Here is a 22234-nt window from a genome sequence, read left to right as displayed (position 1 = left end):
GACGGTTCAAGTACCAACCCGCGACCAGCCCGGCCCATGCCTCACTCACTGTGGCGTGACGAACGGGCGATAGAGGGACTCCCCATCAGGCTGGTCATCGCGCTGGTCGTCGGCGTCGCCTGTCTCGGGGTGATGATGAGCACCATCTCGGGGCTCGGGACGATTCAGGTGACCGAGGTGGACGTCGAACCCGACCCCGAGGTGACCGGGCCCGGCGACACCGACGTGACCGTCACCGTCGTCGACCCGAAGGGGTCGCCGGTCGCGGACGCGACGGTCGTCGCAAAGAGCGGTACCGCGACCCTCGACAGCGTTACCACGGCCACGACGGGCGACGACGGCGAGGCGGCGCTGTCGGTCGACCCGTCGCTGGGACCGAACCAGCAGGAGGGGACGGTGACGTTCTCGGTGAAACCGCCCTCCAGCGGGAACTACCGGGACGAGCAGTCCAACACGGAGCTACTGGTGGTGAGAAACGGCTAGTCCCAGTCGATCCAGTCCTGCTCCCAGCCGGCCCGGGACTGGGCCGAGCGCTGGGCGTGTTCACGGTCCTCGCGGCGGGTCCGGTTGCGCTCGACCGTGTCGGCCTGTTCGCCCTCGACGAGCATCGGCTGGAAGGCGACAGTGCCCAGGCGCTCGGCCCGCCCGTCGGCGTCGACGATAGCGAGCGTCTGCTCGTTCGTGCCCAGCGGCATCACGAGCCGGCCGTCGGTCGCCAGCTGGTCGAGCAGGGCCCGGGGCGGCTCGACGGCGGCCGCCTCCAGCAGAATCCGGTCGTACGGGGCGTACTCCGGGAGCCCCTCGGCGCCGTCGCGCCGGTCGACCAGAACGGCCTCGTGTCCCACCTCGGCGAGGTTCGACCGCGCGTCGTAGACGAGCCGGCGGGTGATGTCAACGGCCTGTACGCGGGCGGCGCCGACCCGCTCTGCCAGCACGGCGGCGGTGTACCCCACGCCGGCGCCGACGACGAGCACCTCGTCGTCGTCCTCCGGGGCGAGCGCCTCCAGCAGTCGCGCCGCGGTGCTGGGCGAGAGGACGCGGGTCCCGAGTCGCTCGAACGGGCGGTCCGAATACGCCTGCTGCTCGCCGACAAAGGCCTCGCGCGGGACCGACCGCATCGCTGCCGAGAGCCACTCGCTCTGGACGACGCCCTTGCTCTCGTGTTGCAGGCTGTCGACCATGTCGCCCCGGAGCACCGCTGGGTCCATGGTCTGGGTTCCCGCCGGAGCTATAAGAATGGCGCGCCCGACGGCGATTACCCCGCAACCAGTCGATTACCAGGCCGACCAGGCCGTCGAGGACTCGTCGCGGACGTAGAGGCGGTTGATGTCCTTGGCGAACACCATGTCGCCGTCGAAATCCAGCTTCTCGTGTTCGTAGCCCGTCGCGTCGTCGCGGACGTGGATGCCCTCGACCGTGAACTCCTCGTCGCGGAACTCCTCGGTCTCGCCGACGGTGAACTCGTAGTCGCCGGGGACCTGGAGCTTGAAGCTCTCGGTCTCGTCGTGGCGGCCGTCCTTCGGGTGCATCGTGACGTTGACCGCGACGTTCCCGACCGCGCGCGACCAGATGGTCCCGACGTCCTCGACCGGGGCCTCCTCGGTGCGCCCCTCGTCGGTCTCGAGGCTCGTGATACGGGCGGAGACGACCGCTTCCTCGGTCTCCAGCAGGAACTCCTCGCCGACGGCCAGCTGTTCGCCCTCCGGCACGTCGACCTGCGCTTTGAAGGACTCGCCGTCCTGGGAGACGACGACATCGCGCTGGAGGGTGGTGTCGTCTGGCAGCGCCTCCTTGTGGACGTGGTCGCACTCCGTACAGCGCACGGTGACGTGGCCGCCGGGCTTCAGTACCTCGTGGACGGTCTCGATATCCGGCGAACAGGCCGGACAGGGGAGCCCGATGCGCTCCCCGGGTGTGGCGTCGCTCATGTACGTCCCTTCTCAGCGCGGGCCTAAATGGTCGTCGCACCGGCGCTGCGCGTGGTTTGCCTTCCCACTGTCCGGGGTAATCCATTTGCCCGTGCCGCGAGAACCCCCGGTGATGTCGCCGTCATGGTCCCGGGCCGACGGGCTCGCCGTCGGACTCGTCGCCCCCGCCGGGGTCGCCCTCTGGCCTCGGCTGCCCGCCGAGGTCGCTATCCACTTCTCGGCGTCGGGCGCCCCCGACAACTACGTCCCGAAAGCCGTCGGCGTCGCCGTACTCCCGGCCGTCATGTTGGCAACGGTAATCGTGATGCGGGCCGCCATGGCGGCGGACCCGCCCTCGGACCCACAGACCGGCCCCGTGGTCGTCCTCGCCACGACGGCGTTTCTGGGTGTCGTCCACGTCCTCGTCCTCGCCTGGAACGCCGGGTACGCGGTCCCACTCGACGGGCTCCTCCCCGGGTCGCTCGTCTTCGCGGCGCTGCTGGTCGGCTACACGCTCTGGCGCGAGAGGTACGCCCCGGGATGACCGCGAGCAACCTCGCCGGCAAACGCAAAGCCCGGGCCGCTCGCCGTTCAGCTGCGGTGGGGCATCCGCGGCGGCTTATTCGCCGCGGGGCAGTTCGATTTCGTCGCCGTCCGCGTACACCGTCGGCTCCGTCAGGATGCCGTCGAGGTGGATGGGCGCGTGGGTGTCCCCGCCGATGGCGTGGTCGTCGCCGACAGCGATGTGGACAGTCCCTCCCGCCTTCTCGTCGAGCAACACGGAGCCGACGAGGTCCGTGACGGCGACGTTGGTCCCGATGCCCAGTTCGGCGAGGTTGTAGGCGTCCCGGCCCACCTCCTCGGCGGCCGTCTCGACCTGTTCGCGTATCTCCGGGTCCGAGATGTCGGTGACGTAGCCGTCCTCGACCTCGAAAGAGAGGAGCTTGTCGTCGAGTTTCCCGTGGGGACGCATCGTCCCGTCGACGACGAAGGTGCCGTCGGCGGTCTCGGGCGCGATGAACACCTCGCCGGCGGGGAGGTTCGACATCTCGCCCGCGTTGTGGACGATACCCGTATCCAGGTGCCACTCGCGGGCCCCGAGACCGAAGGTGATATCGGTACCCTGGGGCGTCGTGACCCGTATCTCCTCGGCGCCGTCGACCTGGGCGAGCACGTCCTGACAGTGGCCCTCGATGGCCTCGTAGTCGGCGTCCAGTCCCATCAGGAAGACGCCCTCGGTGATGCCCGGGAGCGTCGCGACGCGGGCGCCGGCGGCGTTGGCGTCGCTGCGGGCCTCGGTGTGGGTCAGACTCTTCGTCGTCGGGGCCAACACCACGTCGGCGGTCCGCATCGCACCGGCCACGGGGCGCGGGGGCTCCTCGCCGTGTTGCTCGCCCGGCGGGTAGCGCACGAAGACGGCGTCGTCGGTGATCTCGCCGGCGACGCGATAGAGCGCTTCGCCGATGGCCTTGCGCTTGTCGTCGGTGATGACCGCACACGACTCGCCGGGTCGGAGGTCCAGACACTGCTTGATGGCGGTTTCTGCGGGTCGACGGAGCGAGGAGTTGTCCATGCAGAGGGGTTGTCCCCTGACGGATTAACTCTTGGTGGGAGCGACCCGCAAGAAACTATCGGTTTATGGACAAAAGATGGGGCTGGCGGTGTTCCGTGCGTCGGGTACAACAAACCGAGTAAGTTTATATCATTATTAATCACAAATAATATATCCTCCCGCCCGCAACCCACTTCCATGCTCCATGTGGGCGTCAACGGCTTCGGCACGATCGGCAAACGGGTCGCCGACGCGGTGCGTGTCCAGCCAGATATGACGGTCGCCGGCGTCGCCAAACGGTCGCCGAACTTCGAGGCGACCATCGCCGCAGACCGCGGCTACGACCTCTTCGCGGCCGGCGAGGACGGCGGCGGCCCCTTCGACGTAGCGGGGCTCGACACCGCTGGCACGGTCCGGGACATGGTCGAGGCCAGCGACGTGGTGGTCGACACCACGCCCGGCGGCGTCGGCGAGACCAACGCCGCTCTCTACGCCGACCACGACACCCCGGCCATCTTCCAGGGCGGGGAATCGGCCGACGTGGCCGACGTGAGTTTCAACGCGCGGGCCAACTACGACGCCGCCGTCGGCGCCGACACCGCCCGCGTGGTCTCCTGTAACACGACCGGGCTCTCGCGGCTGTTCGCGCCGCTCTCGGAGTCGTACGGCATCGAGAAGGCCCGCGTGACGCTGGTCCGGCGCGGGGGCGACCCCGGCCAGACCGGCCGCGGCCCAATCAACGACACCCTCCCGGACCCCGTCGAGATTCCCTCCCACCACGGCCCCGACGTACAGACGGTGTTTCCCGACCTCGCCATCGACACGATGGGGATGAAGGTGCCGACGACGCAGATGCACACCCACTCGGTCAACGTCACGCTGGAGTCCGAACCCACCGCCGCCGAAGTCCGGGACCTGCTGGCCGACGAATCCCGCCTGTTTCTCATCCCCGAGACGCTCGGTATCGACGGCGCCGGCAAACTCAAGGAGTACACCCGCGACGCCGGCCGCCCGCGCGGGGACGTCTGGGAGAACTGCATCTGGGCGGAGTCCGTCACCGTCGAGGGCCGGGACCTGTATCTGTTCCAGGCCATCCACCAGGAGGCCGACGTGGTCCCCGAGAACATCGACGCCGTCAGGGCGCTCTCCGGGCGGACCGCGAGCGCCGAACAGAGCGTCCGGCGCACCGACGAGGCGCTCGGGGTGGGCCAGGGGCTCGTCCAGCACGACGCCGGGGCTCCACGGGTCGAGGGGACCGCGGACGACTAGCTGTTCCCGGTCGCTCTCTCGGTCTTTTGGCTACGCGCGGGACGTGTAACGAGCGCTCACTGTACTCCGGCCAGCGGTTACGAGTCGAACAGCCCGGCCACGTCGTCGTCCTTCTGGTGCTCCCGCTCGACGTGGTTCGAGAGGTGGGCGTAGACGAACGGTCGGTTCTCGGTCTCCTGGACGAACGCGAACAGCTGGCCGACGAAGTGCCCCTCGCCCCGGTCGTCGAGTTCCCGGCGGGCGTACGTGACGGCGTCCTCGACCACGCTCTCGTCGTAGCCCTCGGCCTCGGCGAGCACGCGGGCGGCGACGACCGACGCCTCGAAATCGAGGCTCTCGTAGCCCACGACGCGGCCCTCGTGTGTCAGCGTCGGCGGGTCGTCCCAGTCGATTGCGCTCGGGTCCGCTGTCACCCGCGCGAGAAACGACCGCACGTCGTCGAGGTTCACGCCGCGGTAGTCGGCGGGCAGGGCCGCCAGATACTCTTCGGCGCTCTCGGCCAACCCCTCGGCCCCCGAGCGGTTCCCGTCTGTCCCGTGGTGGACGACGGCGGTGAACTGGATGAGCCCGTGGAGGAGGCGCTCGTCGTCGCCCTCGTCGAGGTCGAGCCAGTGGTCCTCCCAGGCGTCGTGAGCGGCGTGGTACCGGCCGGCGTTGTAGACGGCGAGGCCGGCCCGGAGGGGGGCGTGCATGTCCGAAGATAAGAGGGTGCGCGCTGAAAAGCCCCGGCTCTGCTACTCCATGTAGCCCAGCTGCTGGAGCCTGTCGGCGACTTCCTCGCTGGTCCCCTCGCCGCGGGCGCCGATGTCTATCGGGTCGCGCTCGCCGACCTCGGGCGTCTCGCTGTGGATGGGCAGCACTTCGCCGACCATGTCGGTGGGGATGTCGACGCCGTGGGCGGCCAGGATGGTCGGCGCCATATCCGTGATGCTGATCTGGTCGATTTCGCCCTCGCTGGTGAAGTCGGGCCCGCTGGCGAGGAAGATGCCGTTGCGGGTGTTTTCGGCGGCCCAGCGGTCCGGCGCGGTCTGTATCTCTCCGCCGCCGATGCCGTCGTTGACGTGGACGCCGTCGCGCATGTCCACGACGACTTCGGGGCCCTCGTCGACATACTCGCCGCTGTAGACCTCCTCGCCGCGGTAGACGCCGTCGAACACCGGTCCCTCGCTGTCCTCGACGGCCCGCAGGTCCTCGATGAGTTGGTCGCGAACGGATTCGGGCGTACCGGGCATCAGGTAGATGGGGCCCTGGCCGCTGGCGACGGCCTGCGTGTGTTCGAGGTCGATGGCCTCCAGTTTCCGGGCGCGTTTGGCCCCCGCGCTCTGGGGGACCAACTGCTGGATGGACTCGGGGACGGTCTTGGCCAGCAGGTCGACGACGCCGGCCTTCTTCGCCACCCCGAGGACGTTCTCGCGGGTGAGTCCCAGCGGCCGGAAGAAGTCCTCGACGGTCCGCTCGTGGGCCTGGTAGCCGTTTTCGGCGAGCCACTCGTTGATGTAGAACTCCGTCGTCGTCGGGCCGCTCCCGTGGTCGGACATCAGGACGAGGTTCAGGTCGTCCATCGCGGCGAGTTCGCCGAGCCACTCGTCGACCAGCTCCCACGCCCGCTTGGTCGGCTCGTCGTCCCAGAAGAAGTGCTGGAGGACGTTCAGGTAGAACAGCGTCACGTGGACGAACTCCAGGTCCTTCTCCTCTAAGAGATGCAGTGCCACCTCGAAGCGGCTCTCCATGACGTCGAGGATGGCGTCGACCTCGGCGCCGCGCTCGTCGTTGCCCGACAGCAGCGGGTCCGGATGGACCCGGTAGTCGAACAGCTCCTCTAACTCCGCTTCCAGCCCCTCGGGGGCGGCGTAGCCGCTGTCGATGGAGCGGTACTCCCCCTGGACGGCGTCGGGGCCGCCGGCCACGACGGGGCCGCCGATATCGCGTGGCGGGTACATCGTCGGCATGTTGACGACGCCGGGGGTCTGGCCGTCGTCGGCCAGATAGTCCCAGAGCTCCGCCGTCTTGAAGTCGCCGCCCTTGGCCACGTCGATGCGCTCGTTCGCCAGGTCGATGTGTTCGAACCAGAACACGCCCAGCCCGCCGGGGTCCTTCCCGGCGGAGTAACACTTCCAGTTGGGGAAGGTCACGGGCGGGAGACAGCTCTCGGTCTCTGCCCAGGTGTGGTCGGCCCGTAACTCGGCCAGGTTCGGCAGGTCGCCGGCCGCTATCCACGGGTCCAGCAGCCGCCAGCTCGCGCCGTCGAGCCCGACGACGAACGTCCGCGTCATATCCAAACTCCCCGAGAGCGCGCCAATAGGTCTTTCCGTCTGTGACGACGGCATGACACAACGCATATATACGGCTGCTGAATACCGGGCAAATAGTGCGTACCGTCGCCGTCATTCCCGCGTACAACGAATCCGAGACCATCGGACCGGTCATCGACCAGACCGGGGAGTACGTCGACAAGGTCGTCGTCGTCGACGACGGGTCGAGCGACGACACCGCCGCTATCGCTCGCGACCACGGCGCCGCCGTCGTCGAGCACGTCTTCAACACGGGCGTCGGCGGCGCGGTCAGGACCGGCTACCAGTACGCGATCAAACACGACTACGACTGGGTCGTCCAGGTCGACGCGGACGGCCAGCACGACCCGGCCAAGATTCCCGAACTCGTGGACGTGGCCACCGGCGGCTACGACATGGTCATCGCCAGCCGCTATCTCAACGAGAGCTATCAGGACTACTCCGCGACCCGCAACGTCGGCATCCAGTTTTTCACCCGGCTGGTCAACCGTCTGGGTGACATCGAAATCACGGACGTGACCAGCGGGTTCCGCGTCTACCGGGTGTCGATGCTCGCCGATATCCTCCACCGCGGGGACAAACACTGGGCCATCGAACAGACCCTGGAGGCCGCCAAAGGCGGCTACCGCATCACCGAGGTGTCCACGGAGATGCCCACACGGGAGGAAGGCGAGTCCCAGTTCACCCTCGACACCTTCGCGCTGTACCCGATTCGGATGACCGACACCATCCTCCGCGTGCTGCTCTTTCGCTAACTATGGCCGAGTACACCCTCGTCAACTTCATGGCGCTGGTCGTCGGTATCGCCTTCCTCGTCAACGGCTACATGCTGGTAAAACAGGGCCGCGAGGCCATCGCCCTCTTCGTGGTCTCGCTCGCCATCGGCGGCGGCCTCATCTTCGTCGCCGTCTTCCCCAACGTCTTCCAGGTCGTCGCGACGGTCCTGGGGCTGGAGCTGAAGGCCCGCGCCATCCTGGTCATCTCGAATCTCACGCTGTTCGTGGTCGCGACCTACCTGTTCAACCGCATCGGGAAGCTCTACGACCGCCTCTCGCGGCTCAACGAGGAGGTCAGCCTGCTGCGCAGCGAGGTCGAGGAACTCCGCGATGAGTGACACCGTCGGCCGCGCGGTCCTCTCCATCGACGTCGAGCTGTTCGACCAGACGCCCGCCTACCGCTCGGCGTCCGGGACGACCGACCAACAGGGTATCGGCCTGAACGGGCTGGAGTGGTTCCGGGAGACGCTGGCCGAGCGGGACGCGAGCACGACGTGTTTCGTCGTCGCCTCGCTCGTCGACCGCTACCCCGACCACATCGAAGCGCTGGCCGACGCCGGCTTCGAAATCGGCTCACACACCACCTCACACGAGCTCCTCTCCGACCTCGACGCCGACCGGCGCCGCGAGGAGCTGCAAACGTCGCGCGACCGGCTCGAATCGCTCACCGGCCGGTCCGTGACGGGCTTTCGCGCGCCGGCTTTCGACATCACCGACGACCACTTCGACCTGCTGGCCGAAACGGGGTATGGCTACGACTCCAGTATCGTCGCGAGCCGCGCCATTCCGGGCTGGTACGGGGGCGAGTACGAACTCGAAAGCCCGGCGCCGGCGACCGCCGTCGACCCCGACGCCCCCGCCGGTCTGGCCGAACTGCCCGCCAGCGTGATGCCGGGCCTGCGGCTCCCGCTGACGGGGACGTGGCTCCGCTTTTTCGGCCCCCGGTACACCGCGCTCGGGATGCGCCTGCTCGCCCGGCGCGGTATCGCTCCGGTGCTGTACGTCCACCCGTGGGAGCTCGTGGGCCTCCCGCGGGTCGAGGGGGTCCCCTCGCGGGTCTACTACCACACCGGCGAGTGGATGCGCGACGCCGTCTCCTACATCCTCGACCAGCCCTTCGACTTCGTCACTGCCCGGTCGGTCCTCGACGACGCCGTCCCCGGCTGGGCCCCAGCGACTCGCGGAGCGGGCCGACGGGAGGACTGACGTGTCGACGAGCCGGCGAGATATCGCGGTGTCGGCCCTGCAGTACGGCGTCGGGTTGGCCGCGCTCGCCTTCCTCCTCTCGCAGGTCGACCTCGACACGGTCGCCACCAGGCTCCGGGCGACCGACCCCGCCGTCCTCGTCGCCCTGATGGTGGTCACCGTCGGCGGCGTCGTCTCACGGTTCGACACCTGGCGGGCCGTCGTCGCGCCCTTCGCCCGCGTGTCCCTGCTGACCGCCGGCCGCGTCGACCTGGCGGTGAACTTCGTCAACCAGCTCCTCCCCTCGCGGCTCTCGGGCCGGCTGGCCGCCCCCTTCATCCTGAAGGCCGAGACGGGCATCGGCTACGGCGACGCGACCGCCGCCGCGGGCGCCCACACCGGCATCTACGCCGTCTACTACGGCCTCGTCTCGGCCGTCGGGCTGGTCGCTATCGCGGGCCGGGTCCCGACCGGTCTCCTACTCCTGCTCGGGCTGTCGACGGCGCTGTATCTCGGAGCGGGCCTCGTCGTCCTGCTGGCCGGGATGAACCTCACCGCGCTGGACCGGCTGGTCGGCGTCCTGGCCTCGCTGGCCGGGCGCGTCCCCCGCGTCGGCCCGGCGCTGGCCGACCGCATCCGCGCGCTCCCCGAGGTGACCGAGGCCTCCGCCGACGCGTTCGGTCGTATCTCGACGGACCCGAAGATATGGCTGCGCTACGGGGCCGGGTGGGCCGGGGCGCTGGTCGTCGCCCCCGGGGTTCGGGTGTGGCTCCTGTTCCTGTCCTTCGGCGCGACGGTCGACCCGCTCGTGCTCCCGCTCTACCTGGTGACGGCCTACAGCATCACGCTCCTCCCGCTGACGCCCGGCGGCATCGGCGTCACGGAGGCGACCGCTACCGCCGTCTTCGTCGGTCTGGGCGTCCCCGAGGCGGTCGTCATCCCCGTCATCTTCCTCGACCGCTTCCTCGGCGTCTACCTGCCCGCCCTCGCCGGCTGGTACCCCACGCTAGATATGGACCTGTCCGTGTTGTGAGACGGGGCGTACCGCCCTCGCCTCTTTTATCCCGTTAGCCGTCCAGCTTCGAGTATGGTCGACGGAGACGAGACGACGGAGGTACTGGTCATCGGCGGGGGTCCGGGCGGGTACGTCGCCGCCATCAGGGCGGCGAGGCTCGGCCTGGACACGACGCTGGTCGAGCGGGACGCCTACGGCGGGACCTGCCTGAACCACGGCTGTATCCCCTCGAAGGCGCTCATCTCGGCGAGCGACGTCGCCCACGACGCCCGGGCCGCGGAGGAGATGGGCGTCTTCGCGGACCCGGCCGTCGACATGACGGCGATGGCCGAGTGGAAGGACGGCGTCGTCACGCGGCTGACACGGGGCGTCGAGTCGCTGTGCAAGTCGGCGGGCGTGACGCTGGTCGAGGGGACCGCCGAGTTCGTCGACGAGGGAACGGTACGGGTTGCCCACGGCGGCGAGGACCGGGACCCCGAACCCATCGCGTTCGAGCACGCTATCGTCGCTACCGGGAGCCGGCCCATCGAGGTCCCCGGCTTCGCGTTCGACGGGGAGCGAATCCTCTCCTCGCGGGAGGCGCTGGCCCTGGAGACGGTGCCCGACGAGCTGCTCGTCGTCGGGGCGGGCTACATCGGCATGGAGCTGTCGACGGTGTTCGCGAAGCTGGGCGCCGAGGTCACCGTCGTGGAGATGCTGGAAGACGTGTTGCCGGGCTACGAGGACGACATCTCGGCGATAGTCCGGGAGCGGGCCGAGGCGCTGGGCGTCGACTTCGCCTTCGGCGAGGCCGCGAGCGACTGGGAGAACCTCGACGACGGGCGCATCCGCGTGGCGACGACCGACGAGGACGACGCGGTCACGGAGTACCACGCCGACCGCTGCCTCGTCGCCGTGGGCCGCGAGCCGGTGACCGACACCCTTGGCCTCGAAAACGTCGGCCTCGACCCGGACGAGAACGGGTTCCTGGCGACCGACGAGCGGGCGCGGACCGAGCTCGACGGCGTCTTCGCCGTGGGCGACGTGGCCGGCGAGCCGATGCTGGCCCACAAGGCGATGGCCGAGGGCGAGGTGGCCGCCGAGGTCGCGGCGGGCGAGCCGGCGGCGCTGGACCACCAGGCGATTCCGGCGGCGGTGTTTACCGACCCCGAAATCGGGACGGTGGGGCTGACCGAGGCCGAGGCGAGCGAGGCCGGCTTCGACCCCGTCGTCGGCCGGATGCCCCTGCGGGCCAACGGCCGGGCCCTGACGCTGGACGAGCGCGAGGGGTTCGTCCGAATCGTCGCCGACGCGGACACGGAGTTCCTGCTGGGCGCCCAAATTGTCGGCCCAGAGGCCTCCGAACTCGTCGCGGAGCTGTCGCTGGGCATCGAGCTCGGCGCCCGGCTCGAAGACATCGCGGGGACCGTCCACACCCATCCCACGCTCTCCGAAGCCGTCCACGAGGCCGCCAGGGACGCCCGCGGCGAGGCGATTCATACCAGGTAGTAGCCAGGCGGAACCCACCGTACAGGCCCCACGACGGCGTTTTCCGGGCCAGACACAAAGGTTATAATCACGCTTGAAAAAGCTCTGCCAGAACCGGCAACACCTATGACTACCGACACCGAGACCCACGACCACATCGCGAGCGCCATCCTCTCGGGAAGCACGTACGAGCGAGTCCGCTACCAGCGGCACTCGTTTCTCCGCCAGTCGGTCCCGCGGACGCTGATGCTCCAGAGCGCGCTGCTGGCCACGCTGGTCGCGCTGTTACCGATGTACGGACTGTTTCCGACGAGCGTCGCCGGCTACCTCCCCGCGACGGACCCGGCCGTCGCCTCGCCGAAGGTCCTGCTGCTCGGCGTCTTCGGCGGGGTCCTGGAGCTACTCGGGGCGGCGCTGCTGGTCGGCACGGCGCTGTACCGCATCCGGCGCAGGCCCCTGACCGAGTCCCAGGCCCACACGATGCTCGACATCGAGGACTTCGCGCGGTACGTCGGCCTGGGTACCGGCGGCCTGGCCATCCTGCTTACCGTCGCTCTCTTCGCGGTGGGGCTGGGCGGCGGACCGGCCGTCGGGGCCTACGTCGAGACGGTGGGCGCCAATCCGTTCGTGGCCTCCGGAATGGGGCTGCCGGTCGTCGCCGTCTCGCTCGTGGCCTTCGTCGCCAGCGTCGTCCTCTTCTACGCCGGCGGCTACCTCTCCGTCCGGCTGTCCCAGGCGCGCCGCGACTGACGGCGTACCGACCCGGCCGCATTTCAGGCCGTCCCGCCTACACCGAAGCGATGACCGACGATACCTTCGACATCGGCGGCGAGTTGACGGTCAATCGCCTCGGCTTTGGCGCGATGCGCATCACCGGCGAGGACGTCATCGGCGAGCCCGACGACGTGGAGAACGCCCGCGAGGTGGTCCGCCGCGCCGTGGAGCTTGGCGTGGACTTCATCGACACGGCCGACTCCTACGGCCCCGGCGTCTCCGAGCGGCTCATCGGCGAGGCCCTCGACACCGAGCGCGACGACCTCGTGATAGCGACCAAGGGAGGCCTGCTGCGCAACACCGACGCCGACTGGCTCCCCCACGGCGACCCCGACTACCTGCGCAACGCGTACCTCTGCTCGCGGGACCGCCTGGGCGTCGACACCATCGACCTCTACCAGCTGCACCGCCCGGACTCGGACACCGCCTTCGAGGACTCCGTCCACGCGCTGGCCGAACTCAAGGACGCGGGGCTGGTCGAACACGTCGGCCTCTCGAACGTCAGCGTCGACCAGCTGGACCGGGCCCGCGACATCGTCGAGATAGCGACGGTCCAGAACCAGTACAACGTCGCCAACCGGGACACACAGGACGTACTCGACGCCTGTGAGAACTACGGCATCGGCTTCATCCCGTGGTTCCCGCTCGCGGCCGGGGAACTGGACGACGTCGACGGCATCGACGGTATCGCCGAGCGCCACGACGCGACGCCGTACCAGATCGCGCTGGCGTGGCTCCTGGAATCGTCGGACGTGACGCTCCCGATTCCGGGGACCGCGAGCCTCGAACATCTCGAACAGAACGTCGCCGCCGCCGACATCGAGCTGAGCGACGACGAGCTGGCGACGCTGCGGTAGCTCGGCTCCCCACCGCCGCCGGCCCGACGGGCTATCCCTGCGCCCACTCGACGGCGGCGTCGAGGTCGCCGAAGCTCTCGATGTCGGCGTCGGGGATGTCCATCTTCGATTTCACCGCCATCGCCGTGGTGCCCTCGGAGACGAAGCCGACCTTGTCGACGTCAGTGTACTCGCCGTTCTCCGACCACGCCTCGGCCATGTACTCCTGGGTCTCGCGGGGGAGGTTCGTGTCGTCGCCAAACACCGCGAGCGTCGCCTCGATGTCGGCCCGGCTCCCGCGCTCGCGGTAGTGGGTACTCGCCGCGTCGAGGTCCTCGTCGGCGAAGCCCCGCCAGCCCTGCATGAACCAGACGCCGACGCCGCCGCGCTGTTCGAACGACCACTCGTACTCGCTGGGATTCGGGAGACTGCCCGTGGATTCAGACATACGAGTAGCGTACTCCGTACATGAATATGCATGCGCCACCTTACAGAGTAGGTATCTCGCCCCCGACAGACGGGACGCCGTCGACGCGGGCAGCAGGCGCGCTACCACCGCTCTTTTGTCCCCGAGCGAAGTAGCGGCTCACATGACGACTATCACGCTCGGCCCCTCGGGGACCTACTCCCACCGGGCCGCCCGGGCGGTCGCCGACGACGGCGACATCGACTTCGCCGAATCGATGACCGCCATCGTCGAGGCCGTCGCCGACGGCGAGGCCGACCGCGGCGTCGTCCCCGTCGAGAACAGCATCGAGGGCTCCGTCACGGAGTCCCTCGACGCCTTCACCGCCCACGACGTGGCCGTCGTCCGCGAGATAATCACGCCCATCCGCCACGCGCTGCTGGCACAGGACGACTCGTTCTCGCTGGTCACCAGCCACGCCCAGGCGCTGGCCCAGTGTCGGGGCTGGCTGGACGAACACTACCCCGGCGTCGACGTCGAGGCCGTCGCCTCCACCGCCCGCGGCGTCGAGCGCGCCCGCGAGGACCCCGACGTGGCCGCCATCGGCCACCCCGACAACGCCGGCGACGGCCTGCAGTTGCTCGCCGAGGACATCCAGGACCAGTCCTCGAACGCGACCCGCTTCGTCGCCGTCGCGCCGGCGAGCGAGCGCGCCGAGGGCGGCGGGAAGACCTCCTTCATCGTCTACCCGAACGCCGACTACCCCGGCCTCCTGCTGGAGCTGCTCGAACCCTTCGCCGACCGCGACATCAACCTCACCCGCGTCGAATCCCGCCCCAGCGGCGAGCGGCTGGGCGACTACGTCTTCCACATCGACGTGGCCGCCGGCCTCTACGAGGAGCGCACGCAGAAGGCGCTCGAAGACATCGAGACGCTGGCCGAGAACGGCTGGGTCCGCCATCTCGGGTCTTACGACACCGAGACCGTCATCGACTAGGCCGGGCGTTTGCGGTCCGTGGCGCTCCAGCGCTTAAGTTCCGCGAGCGTCTACGCCCGTTCATGAGCGACCGCGACCCGCTATCGGAGATAGAGCGCGCCTTCGACGTGCTGGGCGACCAGTTCGGCGTCGCTGCCGGGACCGTCCCGACCGACGTGATAGACGACGGCGACAGTTTCGTCGTCCGCGCGGACCTCCCGGGCTACGACAGCGACGACATCGACGTCCAGCTCGCCGAGGGACGGACGCTGACCATCAGCGCCGACCGGACCGAGGAGGGCGAAGTGAGCGACGGGAGCTTCGTCCAGCGCGAGCGGCGACGGCAGTCGGTCTCACGGACCGTCAGCCTCCCGGAGCCGGTCACCGAAAGCGAGACGGCCGCGAGCTACGAGGACGGCGTCCTCACCGTCACGCTCCCCAAGGCCACCGACGACGAGAGCGGGACGGACATCCCGGTGAACTGAGATGGCGCTCGAACCCGGGGAGAGCGTCCCCGACGTCATCGCGGACAACCAGCACGGCGACGCCGTCCGGCCGGACTTCGCGACGCCGACGGTGCTGTACTTCTACCCGAAAGACGACACTCCGGGGTGTACCACCGAGGCCAGGGAGTTCGAGGCCGAAGCCGAGCGCTACGAGGAGTACGGCGTCTCGGTCTACGGCGTCTCGACCGACGGCGTCGAGAGCCACCGCGAGTTCGCCGAGAGCGAGGACCTCTCCTTCGACCTGCTCGCGGACCCCGACGGGAACGTCGCCGAGGCCTTCGGCGTCGAGCTGACCGACGGCCACGCCCGGCGGACGACGTTCGTCATCGCCCACAACCAGGTCGTCGGGCTGTACGAAGGGGTCCGCCCCGAGGGCCACGCGGAGGACGTGCTCCGCGATTTAGGCGAAACCGGACTGCTGGAGACGGCTCAGTCGGACGGGGAGAGATAGGTCGCCGCGGCCCCCAGCAGCGCGAGGAGGGCGGCCGCGATGAGGAGGACCGACACGCCGCCGATGGAACTCCCGCTCGGGACCCCGCCCGCGTCGGTCGCGGACATCTGGGGCGTACCGGCGGGCGAGGCGGCCGTCGTCGACCCGTCTGAGGTCCCAGTGGCGGTGGCGCTGTCGGTCGCGGTCCCGTCGCTGGTACCGTCGTCGGTGCCGCTATCGGTCGTGCCGTCGTCGGTGCTACCGCCGCTCGTACCGCCGTCGGTGGCGGTTTCGGTCGTTCCGTCGTCGGTGCTGCCGCCGCTCGTACCGTCGTCGGTGCTGCCGCCGCTCGTACCGCCGTCGGTGGCGGTTTCGGTCGCCGCGGCGTCGGGGTCGTACGTCACCGTCGCCGTCGACGACCCGATGACGTTGTCGTCGCCGTTGCGGTACGGTCCGTCGACTTCGCCGCCGGAGGACGCGTAGTCGAAGTCGCGGTCGGCGTTGCTGTCGGTGTAGGGCTGTGCGACGAGGTCCTGGGTCCCGTCCAGCGGCGTGTCGAGGGTCACCTCGACGTCCTCGTGGACGCCGGGTTCGAGGTACGCCGACGTGCCCCGGACCGCGCCGGGGGTGGCGCCGGTGGTGTTCTGAACCGCGACGAAGCCGCCCTCCGAGAGGTTCACCCGGTCGACGACGACAGTGTCGCCGGCGCTCGACTGGTCGGTGAGCGTCGTGGTGGCGTCGTGTTGTTCGTACGTGACCGAGCCGGTGCGGGAGACGGCCGCCGCCTGCGTGTTGACCGTCACCTCGACGTCGGCCGTCCCGGCGTTCTGGGGGTTCTGGACCGGCCCGATGACGACGACGAGTTCGTCGCCCTGCCGGAGCGTGAGCGCCCCGCCCAGCGCTATCTGCAGGGCGTTACCGTCCGCCTGGCCGGTGACTTCCGAAATCGTCTCGGCGCGGACGTCGACCTGCGAGCCGGGGGCGTCGTCGTTGCGGTCGATGCCGACCCGCTCGATGGAGCTGGCACCGACGTTCGAGACGTCGGCGCTCGGGGCGTCGACGCTGTAGTCGATGCGGACGTCGTCCCACGCCGCGCCCGCGACGGCGCTGTCACCGACGGAGAACGTGACGGCGTGGGTCGACTCGGCCTCGCTCGGGCCGGACGGTGTCGCATCGACGGTCACGGACTGTTGCTGTGCGAGCACGGTACCGACGGCGACTGTCGCCACGAGGACCACAGCGAGAAGAATCGGCACGGACTGACGCTTGTTGAGCACATGCCTGGTAACTAACTCGTCGGTAAAGTGTCTGGTGGGAGGGAGCAGGCCGAAGCCGGACCGCCCGACAGCCGTTCTACTCCTGGATGTCGATGGCCGGCCGGCCGGGCTCGGCCTTCGCGGCGAGGCTGTCGTCGGCCGCGTCGGCCGACTGGACGACCACCTCGGCACCGAACTCCCGCTCGATGAGCCACGCCGCACGTTCCAGTGTGGCCAGTTCCCGCTCGGGCGGCAGGTGTTCGTCGATGTTGGCCCGCCCTGCCAGGGTCTTCGCGAAGTCGGCGGCGGCCTCGCCGTGGCGCTGGAGCTCCTCGTTTTGCATCACGGCGGGGACGACGTTGTCGGCCTCGCGGGCTATCGAGACGACGTCGTGTTTCCAGGCCGGCGCCACCGCGAGCGTGATGGTCTCGGGGTCCGCGATGCCGACGGTGTCGACGATGTCGCGGACGTCCTCGCGGGTGTTCTCGACCAGGCGGCGCTCGATGGCGTACTGGTCGGGCGCGTCGGCGCTGGGCCAGTCGGCCTCGGCGACGAGCCCGTCGCCGTCCAGGCGCTCCCACAGCTCCTCGCCGACGTGGGGCGCGACGGGCGCCAGCAGCTTGGCGGCGGTCACGAGCCCGCGCTCGAAGGTGGCCTCGTCGGGGTCGGTGGCCTCCCGGTAGCGCCGCAGCAAGGAGACCAGTTCGCGGGTGGCCTGCAGCGCGTGGTTGAAGCGGAACCGCTCGTACTCCTCGGTGGCGCGGGCGGCCGTCGCGTCGATTTCGCGGGCGACGTAGTCGGCTATCTCCCCGTCCGTCCCGAACTCGATTTCTCCCTCGGCGAACTCGCCGGTCAGCCGGTAGACGTTCTGCAGGAAGCTGTGGGCCGACTGGACCCCCTCGGGGCTCCAGGCGAACTCCTTCTCTGGCTGGGCGGCCTCCATGATGAACAGGCGGGCGGTGTCGGCGCCGTACTCGTCGATGATGCGCTGTGGCGAGACGCCGTTGTCGCCGCTTTTCGACATCTTGTTGCCGTCCTCCCCCAGCACCATCCCCTGGTTAGTGAGGTTCAGGAACGGCTCGCGAACCCCCTCGACGAGGTCGATGTCGTCGAGCACCTTCGTGAAGAAGCGGGCGTACAGCAGGTGCATCACGGCGTGTTCGATGCCGCCGACGTAGCGGTCGACGGGCATCCAGTCGCTGGCCCGCTCGGTGTCGAAGGGAGCCGAATCGAGGTCGGGGGAGACGTACCGCAGGAAGTACCACGAGGAGTCGACGAACGTGTCCATAGTGTCGGTCTCCCGGACCGCGTCGGCCCCACACGCCGGGCAGTCGACGTGTTTCCACTCCTCGGCGGCGTCCAGCGGGTTCCCGGTGGTGTGGACGAACTCCGGCAGTTCCACGGGGAGGTCCTCGTCGGGGACCTCGACGTAGCCACAGTCATCGCAGTGAATCATCGGGATGGGGGTGCCCCAGTAGCGCTGGCGGGAAATGCCCCAGTCCCGGAGGTTGTACTCCGTGCGGTGTTCACCGTCGAACTCCTCGACGAAGCGGTCGCGGGCCTCGGCGCTTTCGAGCCCGTCGAACTCGCCGCTGTTGACGAGCACGCCGTCCGGGGTGTAGGCCTCCTCCTGTACGTCCACGTCCTCGGGGTCGACGTCGGCGTCGGGAGCGGGCTCGACGACCTGTTGGATGTCGATGTCGTGGTGGGTGGCGAACTCGTGGTCGCGGTCGTCGTGGGCCGGGACGGCATAGAGCGCCCCCGTCCCCACGTCGGTCAGGACGTAGTCGGCGACGTACACCGGAATCTCCTCGCCGGTGGCCGGGTTCGTCGCGTACTCGCCGGTGAAGACGCCGGAGGTCACGTCCAGGTCGTCCTCGTCGGCCGCCTGGGCCATCTCGACGTAGTCGGCGACCTCGTCGTTGTCCTCGGCAATCTCTTGGGCGACGGGGTGGCCCGGCGCCAGCGAGAAGTAGGTCGCGCCGTGGATAGTGTCCAGCCGGGTCGTGAAGATGTCGACCGCGCCGTAGTTGCCGACCTCGAATGCGACGCTGGCGCCCTCCTGCTTGCCGATCCAGTTGCGCTGCATCTCCCGGACGTTGTTGGGCCACCCCTCCAGGTCGTCCAGGTCGGACCGCAACTCCTCGGCGTAGTCGGTGATAGTGAGGAACCACTGGTCCATCTCGCGGTGCTCGATGGGGGTGTCACACCGCCAGCAGAGCTCGGCCTCGCCTTCGACCTGCTCGTCGGCCAGCACGGTCTCACAGGAGGGACACCAGTTCAGTTCCGCGCCCTGCCGTTCGACCAGCCCCTCCTCGCGGAAGCGCTTGAACAGCCACTGGTTCCACCGGTAGTACTCCGGTTCGCAGGTCGCGATTTCGCGCTCCCAGTCGTAGCCAAAGCCCATCTCGACGAACTGGTCGCGCATCTGGTCGATGCATTTCATCGTCCAGTCGCGGGGGTTGGTGTCCCGTTCCTCGGCGGCGTTCTCGGCGGGCAGCCCGAAGGAGTCCCACCCCATCGGGTGGAGTACGTCCTCCCCGCGCATCCGCTCGAAGCGGGCGAAGGCGTCCGTGATGGTGTAGTTGCGGACGTGGCCCATGTGCAGTTGCCCCGAGGTGTAAGGGAACATCGCCAGCACGTACTCGGGGTCCGTGGCGTCGTCGTCGATGCGGAACACGTCGGCCTCGTCCCAGGCCGACTGCCAGCGGGGCTCGACCTCGGCGTGGTCGAACGTCCGCTCGGGTTCCTCGCCGGTCGTAGTCATGATAGTGGGTCGGACACCGACGTTGCTATAGCTTTCCCTTCACGGGACCCGGGCGGTCGGCCGCAGTCTTATCAGTACTACAGACATATCACCTAGTATGAGTGATGCCGACAACGCGGACGGGTCCCGGCTCCCGGAGCCACTCCGAACGGTGACGCCGCCGTCGGGCACCCATCCCGACGCGCAGATGGACGCCATCGGCTGGGTGATACTCCTCGGCCTGCTCGTGCTGTTACTGCCCGTCCTCCCCGTCCTCGTCGTCGTCTGGCTCATCGACACGGTCCGCGGGTCGCTGGGACAGTAGCGGCGTCAGCGCCCGACTAACGAGAAGTCGGTTCCCGCGCCGGCCGCGCGGGCGTTCTCGTAGGCGACGTGGGCAGCGGCCACGTCCTGAACCGCCAGCCCGGTCGAGTCAAAGAGCGTGATGCCGTCCCCTGGCTCGCGGCCCGGGAGCTCGCCGGCGACGATAGCGCCCAGTTCCCCGTAGATGTCGTCCCCGGTGAGCGCGCCCTCGCTCCACGGGACGTTGATTTCGCCCGAGTGGGTACACTGCTCGTAGTCGTCGATGACGAGTTTGGCGTCCAGCAGCGTCTGGTCGTCGTGTTCGTGCTTGCCGGCGGCGTCGGCCCCGATGGCGTTGACGTGGGTGCGGTCGCCCAGCCACGCCCGGTCGACGATAGGCGACTCCACCGGCGTTATCGTCGAGAGCACGTCACACGCCGCGGCGTCGGCGATAGAGCCCGCACGGGCGTCGAACCGGTCGTCGAAGCGGTCGACGAACGCGCGCTGTCTCTCGGCGTCGCGGTCGGCCACGACCACCCGGTCGATGTCCCGGACGGTGGTGATGGCCTCCAGCTGCGTGTAGGACTGCACGCCCGCCCCGACCAGCCCCAGCGAGTCCGCGTCCGGAACGGCGAGGTGGTCGGTCGCCACCGCGGCGGCCGCGCCGGTCCGCAAGCGGGTCAGGTTGGTCCCGTCCATCACCGAGAGCGGGAACGCGGTCTCGGGGTCGGAGTAGATGAGCGTCCCCAGCACCGTGGGCAGGTCGTGGTCGACGGGGTTGTCGGGGTGGACGTTGACCCACTTGACCGCCGCGGCGTCCCAGTCGCCGGCGTGGACGTAGGCCGGCATCGACCGGAAGTCCCCGTTGTACTCGGGGAGGTCGATGTAGGACTTCGCCGGCATGACGGTGTCGCCGCGCCAATCGGCGGCGAACGCGTCGGCGACGGCGTCGATGACCGACGGGAGGTCGGCGTACTCGCTCACGTCGTCGGGACCGAGCAACAGCGTCTGCATGGGTGAGTGTGGGGAACGGTCGTACTTAAATTCCGACGAGGGCTCCCACTTCTGGATCATCACTGAGTTCTCCGACATGGAGACGGCGACGGCCTACCAGGCGTGGACGCTCGCGACGCTGGTACTCGGCGTCTCGAGTATCGTCTGGATCGTCGTCCTCCGGAACGCCGCGGGGCTGGTCCTCTAGTCGACGACCACGACCCGCAGGTCGTTGAGGTTCGTCCCGGTCGGCCCCGTTATGAGGAGGGCCCCACGGGATTCGAGATACGGATACACGTCGTTTTCCGCGAGGGCCTCCCGGGCCGCGTTGGGGTCGTCGACGGTCGTCCCGTCGACCAGTGCGCCCGCCGCGTCCGTCGCGCCGTCGATGCCGTCGGTGTCGACGGCCGCCACGGTGATTTTCCCCTCGCCGCCGGCGAGTTCGAGCGCCGCGCTCGTCGCGAACTCCTGGTTCGGACCGCCCGACCCGTCCCCGCGGAGCGTCACCGTCGTCTCGCCGCCCGACAGCACCACGGCCGGCGGCGAGACGGGCGTGCCGGTCGCCCGTATCTCCTCCGCGATGGCGACGTGGGTGGTAGCCGCCTCGCGGGCCTCGCCGCGGACCCGCGAGGAGAGCACGAGCGGGTCGTAACCGCGCTCGGCCGCCGCCGACCGGGCCGCATCGAGGACCGTCATGCCGTCGGCGACGACGTGGTTCGAGACGGCCGCCAGCGCGGGGTCGTCCGCGGTCGGGGTCTCGTCTAGCTCGCCCGCGGCGCCACGCTCGAGGCGGGCCCTGACGGCGTCGGGCGCGTCGACGTCGTACCGGTCGAGGACACCGAGGGCGTCGGCGAACGTCGACTCGTCGGGGGCGACGGGGCCGCTCGCGATGACGCTCAGGTCGTTCCCGACCACGTCGCTGAGAATCAGGGAGACGACCGTCGCGGGGGCGGCGCGACGCGCCAGCCGACCGCCCTTCAGCGCCGAGAGGTGTTTGCGAACCGCGTTTATCTCGTGGATGTCGGCCCCGCTCGCGAGCAAGGCATCGGTCGTGTCCTGGAGGTCCGAGAGCGAGACGTCCCCGGCCGGCGCGACCATGAGCGCGCTGCCGCCGCCGGTTATCGCCGCCAGGACGAGCGTGTCCTCGCCCGCCGCGTCCGCCGCCGCGAGCAGCTCCCGGGTCGCGTCGGCGCCGCGCTCGCTCGGCACGGGATGGTCACCGTCCAGAACCGTCACACGCTCCGTCTCCGTGGGGTCGTCCGTGACGACGACGCCGCGGTCGAGCCGGTCGCCGAGTTCGCCTTCGAGCGCGACGGCGACGTGAGCCGCGGCGTTGCCGCCGCCGAGGACGACGAGTTCCTCGTAGTCGCCGAGGTCGTACGTCGCGTCGGCCACCCGGAGGACGTCGCCGTCGAGCGTGACCGCCTCCCGGACGACCGTCCGGGGGTGGCCCGCCTCGATGCCGGCCTCGATACACCGGAGCGCGGTCTCGCGGTCCTCGTTTTCGGCGAGCCGCTCGGCGTCCTCGATCATAGGTCGCTACCCA

Annotated in this window: 25 protein-coding genes; 15 read left to right on the top strand and 10 right to left on the bottom strand. The window is 69.4% G+C overall.

Translation table 11 applies throughout. The features are described 5' to 3' along the window. Positions 1 to 36: 36 nt before the first annotated feature. Complete coding sequence (locus NJQ98_RS13600) at positions 37 to 483, top strand: DUF7382 domain-containing protein (protein WP_262179587.1); 447 nt, start codon at positions 37 to 39, stop codon at positions 481 to 483. Here the strand turns inward: NJQ98_RS13600 and NJQ98_RS13595 are convergent. Together NJQ98_RS13595 and NJQ98_RS13590 are read right to left on the bottom strand one after the other, a co-directional pair. Further along, a complete protein-coding gene (locus NJQ98_RS13595) occupies positions 480 to 1208 on the bottom strand; it encodes a protein-L-isoaspartate O-methyltransferase family protein (RefSeq protein WP_262179585.1) in 729 nt (242 codons plus the stop codon). The two genes, NJQ98_RS13600 and NJQ98_RS13595, sit on opposite strands and share 4 nt — an antisense overlap. Before the next feature lie 66 nt (positions 1209 to 1274). After that, entirely contained in the window at positions 1275 to 1928 is a 654-nt protein-coding gene (locus NJQ98_RS13590) for an HVO_0476 family zinc finger protein (protein WP_262179584.1), read from the bottom strand. Between the two features lie 112 nt (positions 1929 to 2040). Between NJQ98_RS13590 and NJQ98_RS13585 the strand changes: the two genes are divergently transcribed. Then, the gene (locus tag NJQ98_RS13585; RefSeq protein WP_262179582.1) at positions 2041 to 2451 is read left to right on the top strand and encodes a DUF1648 domain-containing protein; all 411 of its coding nucleotides are present in this window, start codon (positions 2041 to 2043) and stop codon (positions 2449 to 2451) included. 75 nt (positions 2452 to 2526) lie between these two features. Here NJQ98_RS13585 and NJQ98_RS13580 read toward each other — a convergent pair whose 3' ends face one another. After that, positions 2527 to 3480: an aminopeptidase gene (locus tag NJQ98_RS13580; RefSeq protein ID WP_262179580.1), complete on the bottom strand. Its 954-nt coding sequence runs from the start codon at positions 3478 to 3480 to the stop codon at positions 2527 to 2529. A gap of 177 nt (positions 3481 to 3657) precedes the next feature. Here NJQ98_RS13580 and NJQ98_RS13575 point away from each other — a divergent pair, with 177 nt between their 5' ends. After that, positions 3658 to 4728, top strand: a complete 1071-nt coding sequence (locus NJQ98_RS13575) for a type II glyceraldehyde-3-phosphate dehydrogenase (RefSeq protein ID WP_262179578.1) — start codon at positions 3658 to 3660, stop codon at positions 4726 to 4728. A gap of 77 nt (positions 4729 to 4805) precedes the next feature. Here NJQ98_RS13575 and NJQ98_RS13570 read toward each other — a convergent pair whose 3' ends face one another. Together NJQ98_RS13570 and NJQ98_RS13565 are read right to left on the bottom strand one after the other, a co-directional pair. After that, the gene (locus NJQ98_RS13570; RefSeq protein ID WP_262179576.1) at positions 4806 to 5420 is read right to left on the bottom strand and encodes a DUF309 domain-containing protein; all 615 of its coding nucleotides are present in this window, start codon (positions 5418 to 5420) and stop codon (positions 4806 to 4808) included. Between the two features lie 42 nt (positions 5421 to 5462). After that, a complete protein-coding gene (locus NJQ98_RS13565; protein WP_262179574.1) occupies positions 5463 to 7001 on the bottom strand; it encodes an alkaline phosphatase family protein in 1539 nt (512 codons plus the stop codon). Between the two features lie 95 nt (positions 7002 to 7096). Between NJQ98_RS13565 and NJQ98_RS13560 the strand changes: the two genes are divergently transcribed. The 7 genes from NJQ98_RS13560 (at position 7097) to NJQ98_RS13530 (ending at position 13093) form a co-directional block, all read left to right on the top strand. Beyond that, entirely contained in the window at positions 7097 to 7774 is a 678-nt protein-coding gene (locus NJQ98_RS13560) for a glycosyltransferase family 2 protein (protein WP_262179572.1), read from the top strand. 2 nt (positions 7775 to 7776) lie between these two features. Beyond that, a complete protein-coding gene (locus NJQ98_RS13555; protein WP_262179570.1) occupies positions 7777 to 8133 on the top strand; it encodes a DUF2304 domain-containing protein in 357 nt (118 codons plus the stop codon). After that, positions 8126 to 9001: a polysaccharide deacetylase family protein gene (locus NJQ98_RS13550; RefSeq protein WP_262179568.1), complete on the top strand. Its 876-nt coding sequence runs from the start codon at positions 8126 to 8128 to the stop codon at positions 8999 to 9001. Before NJQ98_RS13555 ends, NJQ98_RS13550 begins: the two co-directional genes overlap by 8 nt. A gap of 1 nt (position 9002) precedes the next feature. Then, positions 9003 to 10013, top strand: a complete 1011-nt coding sequence (locus NJQ98_RS13545; RefSeq protein ID WP_262179567.1) for a lysylphosphatidylglycerol synthase transmembrane domain-containing protein — start codon at positions 9003 to 9005, stop codon at positions 10011 to 10013. A gap of 54 nt (positions 10014 to 10067) precedes the next feature. Beyond that, positions 10068 to 11483 carry a dihydrolipoyl dehydrogenase gene (gene lpdA, locus NJQ98_RS13540; RefSeq protein WP_262179565.1) on the top strand — a complete coding sequence of 472 codons (1416 nt, stop codon included), beginning with the start codon at positions 10068 to 10070 and terminating at the stop codon, positions 11481 to 11483. A gap of 105 nt (positions 11484 to 11588) precedes the next feature. Then, a complete protein-coding gene (locus NJQ98_RS13535; protein ID WP_262179563.1) occupies positions 11589 to 12212 on the top strand; it encodes a hypothetical protein in 624 nt (207 codons plus the stop codon). Positions 12213 to 12262: 50 nt separating this feature from the next. Further along, on the top strand, positions 12263 to 13093 hold the full coding sequence (locus NJQ98_RS13530; protein ID WP_262179561.1) for an aldo/keto reductase: 831 nt from the start codon (positions 12263 to 12265) through the stop codon (positions 13091 to 13093). Positions 13094 to 13124: 31 nt separating this feature from the next. On the opposite strand, the gene NJQ98_RS13525 is transcribed toward NJQ98_RS13530, so the two are convergent. Continuing rightward, complete coding sequence (locus tag NJQ98_RS13525) at positions 13125 to 13520, bottom strand: hypothetical protein (RefSeq protein ID WP_262179559.1); 396 nt, start codon at positions 13518 to 13520, stop codon at positions 13125 to 13127. Positions 13521 to 13662: 142 nt separating this feature from the next. Between NJQ98_RS13525 and pheA the strand changes: the two genes are divergently transcribed. The 3 genes from pheA to NJQ98_RS13510 all read left to right on the top strand — a co-directional run bounded on the left by pheA (position 13663) and on the right by NJQ98_RS13510 (position 15411). Then, positions 13663 to 14475: a prephenate dehydratase gene (pheA, locus tag NJQ98_RS13520; RefSeq protein ID WP_262179556.1), complete on the top strand. Its 813-nt coding sequence runs from the start codon at positions 13663 to 13665 to the stop codon at positions 14473 to 14475. A 62-nt stretch (positions 14476 to 14537) separates the two neighbouring features. Further along, positions 14538 to 14939: an Hsp20/alpha crystallin family protein gene (locus NJQ98_RS13515; RefSeq protein ID WP_262179554.1), complete on the top strand. Its 402-nt coding sequence runs from the start codon at positions 14538 to 14540 to the stop codon at positions 14937 to 14939. 1 nt (position 14940) lies between these two features. Next, positions 14941 to 15411 carry a peroxiredoxin gene (locus NJQ98_RS13510; protein WP_262179552.1) on the top strand — a complete coding sequence of 157 codons (471 nt, stop codon included), beginning with the start codon at positions 14941 to 14943 and terminating at the stop codon, positions 15409 to 15411. On the opposite strand, the gene NJQ98_RS13505 is transcribed toward NJQ98_RS13510, so the two are convergent. Both NJQ98_RS13505 and leuS read right to left on the bottom strand, forming a co-directional pair. Then, positions 15390 to 16667, bottom strand: a complete 1278-nt coding sequence (locus tag NJQ98_RS13505) for a DUF7282 domain-containing protein (protein ID WP_262179549.1) — start codon at positions 16665 to 16667, stop codon at positions 15390 to 15392. The two genes, NJQ98_RS13510 and NJQ98_RS13505, sit on opposite strands and share 22 nt — an antisense overlap. Positions 16668 to 16743: 76 nt before the next feature. Further along, entirely contained in the window at positions 16744 to 19413 is a 2670-nt protein-coding gene (gene leuS, locus NJQ98_RS13500; RefSeq protein ID WP_262179547.1) for a leucine--tRNA ligase, read from the bottom strand. Positions 19414 to 19510: 97 nt separating this feature from the next. Between leuS and NJQ98_RS13495 the strand changes: the two genes are divergently transcribed. After that, positions 19511 to 19717 (top strand): DUF7535 family protein, encoded by a 207-nt coding sequence (locus NJQ98_RS13495; RefSeq protein ID WP_262179544.1) that lies wholly within the window; start codon positions 19511 to 19513, stop codon positions 19715 to 19717. 5 nt (positions 19718 to 19722) lie between these two features. Here the strand turns inward: NJQ98_RS13495 and NJQ98_RS13490 are convergent, their stop codons facing one another. Further along, the gene (locus NJQ98_RS13490; RefSeq protein WP_262179542.1) at positions 19723 to 20709 is read right to left on the bottom strand and encodes an ornithine cyclodeaminase family protein; all 987 of its coding nucleotides are present in this window, start codon (positions 20707 to 20709) and stop codon (positions 19723 to 19725) included. Between NJQ98_RS13490 and NJQ98_RS13485 the strand changes: the two genes are divergently transcribed. Then, a complete protein-coding gene (locus NJQ98_RS13485) occupies positions 20708 to 20896 on the top strand; it encodes a hypothetical protein (RefSeq protein WP_262179540.1) in 189 nt (62 codons plus the stop codon). The genes NJQ98_RS13490 and NJQ98_RS13485 overlap by 2 nt on opposite strands. Here NJQ98_RS13485 and NJQ98_RS13480 read toward each other — a convergent pair. Next, positions 20893 to 22221: a glycerate kinase type-2 family protein gene (locus tag NJQ98_RS13480; protein WP_262179538.1), complete on the bottom strand. Its 1329-nt coding sequence runs from the start codon at positions 22219 to 22221 to the stop codon at positions 20893 to 20895. The genes NJQ98_RS13485 and NJQ98_RS13480 overlap by 4 nt on opposite strands. Positions 22222 to 22234: the final 13 nt, after the last annotated feature.

The organism is Haloarcula laminariae (assembly GCF_025457605.1).
Lineage (GTDB): Archaea > Halobacteriota > Halobacteria > Halobacteriales > Haloarculaceae > Haloarcula > Haloarcula laminariae.
The sequence above is the reverse complement of the archived record's forward strand: the minus strand, read 5'-3'. Positions and strand labels throughout refer to the sequence as shown.

Bases quoted from the DNA above. Each gene is read 5' to 3' on its own strand.
- NJQ98_RS13555 (WP_262179570.1), top strand. From the start codon at position 7,777: ATGGCCGAGTACACCCTCGTCAACTTCATGGCGCTGGTCGTCGGTATC.
- NJQ98_RS13490 (WP_262179542.1), bottom strand. From the start codon at position 20,709: ATGCAGACGCTGTTGCTCGGTCCCGACGACGTGAGCGAGTACGCCGAC.
- NJQ98_RS13495 (WP_262179544.1), top strand. From the start codon at position 19,511: ATGAGTGATGCCGACAACGCGGACGGGTCCCGGCTCCCGGAGCCACTC.
- NJQ98_RS13600 (WP_262179587.1), top strand. From the start codon at position 37: ATGCCTCACTCACTGTGGCGTGACGAACGGGCGATAGAGGGACTCCCC.
- NJQ98_RS13535 (WP_262179563.1), top strand. From the start codon at position 11,589: ATGACTACCGACACCGAGACCCACGACCACATCGCGAGCGCCATCCTC.
- leuS (WP_262179547.1), bottom strand. From the start codon at position 19,413: ATGACTACGACCGGCGAGGAACCCGAGCGGACGTTCGACCACGCCGAG.
- pheA (WP_262179556.1), top strand. From the start codon at position 13,663: ATGACGACTATCACGCTCGGCCCCTCGGGGACCTACTCCCACCGGGCC.
- NJQ98_RS13480 (WP_262179538.1), bottom strand. From the start codon at position 22,221: ATGATCGAGGACGCCGAGCGGCTCGCCGAAAACGAGGACCGCGAGACC.
- NJQ98_RS13580 (WP_262179580.1), bottom strand. From the start codon at position 3,480: ATGGACAACTCCTCGCTCCGTCGACCCGCAGAAACCGCCATCAAGCAG.
- NJQ98_RS13485 (WP_262179540.1), top strand. From the start codon at position 20,708: ATGGGTGAGTGTGGGGAACGGTCGTACTTAAATTCCGACGAGGGCTCC.
- NJQ98_RS13570 (WP_262179576.1), bottom strand. From the start codon at position 5,420: ATGCACGCCCCCCTCCGGGCCGGCCTCGCCGTCTACAACGCCGGCCGG.
- NJQ98_RS13510 (WP_262179552.1), top strand. From the start codon at position 14,941: ATGGCGCTCGAACCCGGGGAGAGCGTCCCCGACGTCATCGCGGACAAC.
- NJQ98_RS13595 (WP_262179585.1), bottom strand. From the start codon at position 1,208: ATGGACCCAGCGGTGCTCCGGGGCGACATGGTCGACAGCCTGCAACAC.
- NJQ98_RS13565 (WP_262179574.1), bottom strand. From the start codon at position 7,001: ATGACGCGGACGTTCGTCGTCGGGCTCGACGGCGCGAGCTGGCGGCTG.
- NJQ98_RS13590 (WP_262179584.1), bottom strand. From the start codon at position 1,928: ATGAGCGACGCCACACCCGGGGAGCGCATCGGGCTCCCCTGTCCGGCC.
- NJQ98_RS13525 (WP_262179559.1), bottom strand. From the start codon at position 13,520: ATGTCTGAATCCACGGGCAGTCTCCCGAATCCCAGCGAGTACGAGTGG.
- NJQ98_RS13550 (WP_262179568.1), top strand. From the start codon at position 8,126: ATGAGTGACACCGTCGGCCGCGCGGTCCTCTCCATCGACGTCGAGCTG.
- lpdA (WP_262179565.1), top strand. From the start codon at position 10,068: ATGGTCGACGGAGACGAGACGACGGAGGTACTGGTCATCGGCGGGGGT.
- NJQ98_RS13575 (WP_262179578.1), top strand. From the start codon at position 3,658: ATGCTCCATGTGGGCGTCAACGGCTTCGGCACGATCGGCAAACGGGTC.
- NJQ98_RS13515 (WP_262179554.1), top strand. From the start codon at position 14,538: ATGAGCGACCGCGACCCGCTATCGGAGATAGAGCGCGCCTTCGACGTG.
- NJQ98_RS13585 (WP_262179582.1), top strand. From the start codon at position 2,041: ATGTCGCCGTCATGGTCCCGGGCCGACGGGCTCGCCGTCGGACTCGTC.
- NJQ98_RS13530 (WP_262179561.1), top strand. From the start codon at position 12,263: ATGACCGACGATACCTTCGACATCGGCGGCGAGTTGACGGTCAATCGC.